Source organism: Hydrogenophaga sp., from assembly GCF_011390835.1.
Taxonomy (GTDB): Bacteria; Pseudomonadota; Gammaproteobacteria; order Burkholderiales; family Burkholderiaceae_C; genus Hydrogenophaga.
The window spans coordinates 1-2,831 of the sequence record NZ_JAABRQ010000067.1 but is presented as its reverse complement, the minus strand read 5'-3'; the positions used below and the strand labels follow the sequence as shown (position 1 = coordinate 2,831).

4 protein-coding genes are annotated in these 2,831 nt (G+C 68.4%); 1 reads left to right on the top strand and 3 read right to left on the bottom strand.

The window, feature by feature from the left end; translation table 11 throughout:
• Positions 1–127: 127 nt before the first annotated feature.
• The 3 genes from GPT34_RS17715 to GPT34_RS17705 all read right to left on the bottom strand — a co-directional run bounded on the left by GPT34_RS17715 (position 128) and on the right by GPT34_RS17705 (position 2,578).
• Entirely contained in the window at positions 128–1,720 is a 1,593-nt protein-coding gene (locus GPT34_RS17715) for an IS66 family transposase (RefSeq protein ID WP_291015357.1), read from the bottom strand.
• Positions 1,721–1,928: 208 nt separating this feature from the next.
• Entirely contained in the window at positions 1,929–2,261 is a 333-nt protein-coding gene (gene tnpB, locus GPT34_RS17710) for an IS66 family insertion sequence element accessory protein TnpB (protein WP_291015355.1), read from the bottom strand.
• On the bottom strand, positions 2,258–2,578 hold the full coding sequence (locus GPT34_RS17705; RefSeq protein ID WP_291015359.1) for a transposase: 321 nt from the start codon (positions 2,576–2,578) through the stop codon (positions 2,258–2,260). The genes tnpB and GPT34_RS17705 overlap by 4 nt, the downstream gene beginning before the upstream one ends.
• Here GPT34_RS17705 and GPT34_RS17700 point away from each other — a divergent pair.
• On the top strand, positions 2,535–2,831 hold a 297-nt coding region (locus GPT34_RS17700; RefSeq protein WP_291015361.1), incomplete at its 3' end, for a hypothetical protein. The genes GPT34_RS17705 and GPT34_RS17700 overlap by 44 nt on opposite strands.

Below are 2,831 nucleotides of genomic sequence, written 5' to 3'. Positions count from 1 at the left end.
CCGGGAGGGACGACGGACGCCGGCAGGAGCCCATCTTTGAGCCGGTCGCACAGCTGCTGGGGCGACCAGTCCTGAGTAAGCGTCCGGCCAAGTCACCTTGACGCCCAGCCCGAGCGGACGTCGGATCTCAGGAGGCGGGCGCCCAGCGGTGAGGCAGCAGCTCGTCGACCCGGCTGGCCGGATGCGTCGGCAGCCGCTCGAGCACGTCCTTGAGGTACGCGTAGGGCTCGTGCCCGTTGATGCGCGCCGAGTGCAGCAGGCTCATGATCGCCGCGGCGCGCTTGCCCGCGCGCAGGCTGCCGGCGAACAGCCAGTTCTGCCGCCCCAGCGCAATCGGCCGGATGTGGTTCTCGACCCAGTTGTTCGAGATCGGCACGTCAGCGTCGTCGACGAAGCGCGTGAGCTCCTTCCAGCGCTTCAAGCTGTAGTCGATGGCCTTCATCGTCGCCGAGCCGGTTGGGACCAGCTGCCGCTGCGCCAGCAGCCAGCGGTGGAACACCGCGAGCACCCGGCGTGACTTGCGCTGCCGGATCCGTCTTCGCTCGTCGGCGGGCAGTTCATCGATCTCGCGCTCGATCCTGAACAGGCACTGGTGGTAGCGCAGCGCCTTGCGGCCGACTTCGCTGCCGTGGTGGGCCCACAGGTCGTTGAACTTCCTTCTGGCGTGCGCCATGCACTGCGCCGAGGTCACGCCCAGGGTCGTCGTGGCGTGGTAGCCGCTGAAGCCGTCGGTGACGAGCGTGCCCTGCCAGGCCTGTGGCGTGTCCAGGCGCAGGAACTCGCGCACGTTCTCGCCGCTGCGGCTCTCGCAGAACTCGAACACCACGGCCTTGGTCGGGTTGGCGCTCGTGGTGCAGTACGACCAGACGTAGGCCCGGTGCGTCTTGCCATCGCGCAGGTGCGCCGGCTTGAGCATCGCCACCGGCGTCTCGTCGGCGTGCAGCACGACATGGCGCCGCAGCTCGTCGGCCAGCGCCTGCACCAGCGGCTGCAGCTGCGCGCCGCACTCGCCCACCCACTGCGCCAGGGTCGAGCGGGCGATCAGGTGGCCGGCGCGCTCGTAGATGCGCTCCTGGCGGTACAGCGGCAGGTGATCCAGGAACTTGGCCACCAGCACATGGGCCAGCAGTCCCGCGGTGGGCAGCCCCTTGTCGATGACGTGCGCCGGCACCGGGGCCTGCACCAGCCGACCTTCCCCACGTTGGCTGCAGCAGCGGCACGCCCACTTGCCGCGCACATGGCGCTCCACGGTGAACACGCCGGGCTGGTAGTCCAGCTTCTCGGCCACGTCCTGGCCGATGCGCTGCATGGGCTGGCCGCAACCCAGGGTTTGGCAGGTGGTGTCCACCGGCTCGTGGGCCACGTCGCGGCGCGGCAGGTCCGGTGGCAGCGCCGTGCGCTTGGGTTGCCTCTTCTCGGTCTTGTCCTTGTCGTCAGCGTTGCCGCGCTCGCGCTCGATCTCCTGGCTGAGCTCGGCCAGGTCGGTGTCCAGCGTCTCCTCCAGCAGGCTGCGCTGCTCCGGCGCCAGGGTGCTGGCGAAGCGCTCGCTGCTGGCGGCGAACTTCAGCCGCTTGAGCACCGCCATCTCGTGCGTGAGCTTGTCGATCAGCGCCTGCTTGAACGCGATCTCGGCATCGCGCTGCTGCACCTGTGCCAACAGCGACTGCACCAACTGCCGCATCTGCGGGTCCAGGGCGTCGAGCTGCTGCGCGGCGATCATGGAACGGTATCGTGCCATGTCGCGGCGAGTGACGCATCGGCACATCCGGCAATTGCATTCCTGCCAATTGCATCCCTGCCAATTGCAGACCTGGCCATTGCAGACCTGGCTACTGCAACGGCGCCAATTGCCGTGCCAGGATGTGCAGCGCTGGCATCTGCAGCGCTTGCGTTTACAGCGCTGGCATTTGCAGCGCTGACCGCCGCGATCAGATCACGCGGATGATGCCGGCCTCGCCCAGGCGCTGCCATGGCAGGCCCAGCACCAGCGCGTCGAACTGGGCGCGTGTGAGCTGCAGCGTGCTGCCGGCCTCCGAGGGCCAGACGAACTTGCCGGCGTTGAGTCGGCGTGCGGCCAGCCACACGCCGATGCCGTCGTGCACCAGCACCTTCATGCGGTTGGCGCGCCGGTTGGCGAAGAGGTAGGCATGGTTCGGGTGCGCGGCACCGAAGACACCGACCACCCGGGCCAGGGCCGCCTCGGTGCCCAGTCGCATGTCCAGCGGCTGCACCGCCAGCCAGATGGCATCAACCCGTATCACTTCATGACCTCGCGCACGAAGCCGGCCAGGTCGGCCAGCGCTTGTTGCGGCCAGGTGATCCCGACCGTCACGCCGCCCCGACGGATGTCCAGGCGGACCCCGGTCGTCAACTCCGACGCCACGGGCGCCGGCAGCGCCAACGGGACGAACGCCGCAGCCTGCTCAGGTTTCCTTGGCGCCTCGACCGTGGTCACCGCTGCGGCCTGCTGCTGGCGCGCCAGTTGCCGCCAGCGGTGCACGACGTTGTCGTTGATGCCGTGCGACATCGCCACCTTGGCCACTGACATGCCCGGCTCGTCGCACTGCGCCAGCACCATCGCCTTGAACTGCGACCCGTACCGCCGCCTCGTCTTCCCGCTCTCGCTTGCCATCGTGTCCACCTATTCCAGCGTGGACACGATCCTTCAGGCCTCAGGGCCGGGGTTCAAGATGAGTTGGCCGGACGGATACGTTGAGGCTGCGATCGGCCATCGGTCTATCGGAACCCCGGCGATTGGGGAACATGTAGATGCTCTCCTCCTCCGCGATCGTGCGGAGTTCCTGGATCAGTTTCACAGCCTGGCGCGAGAG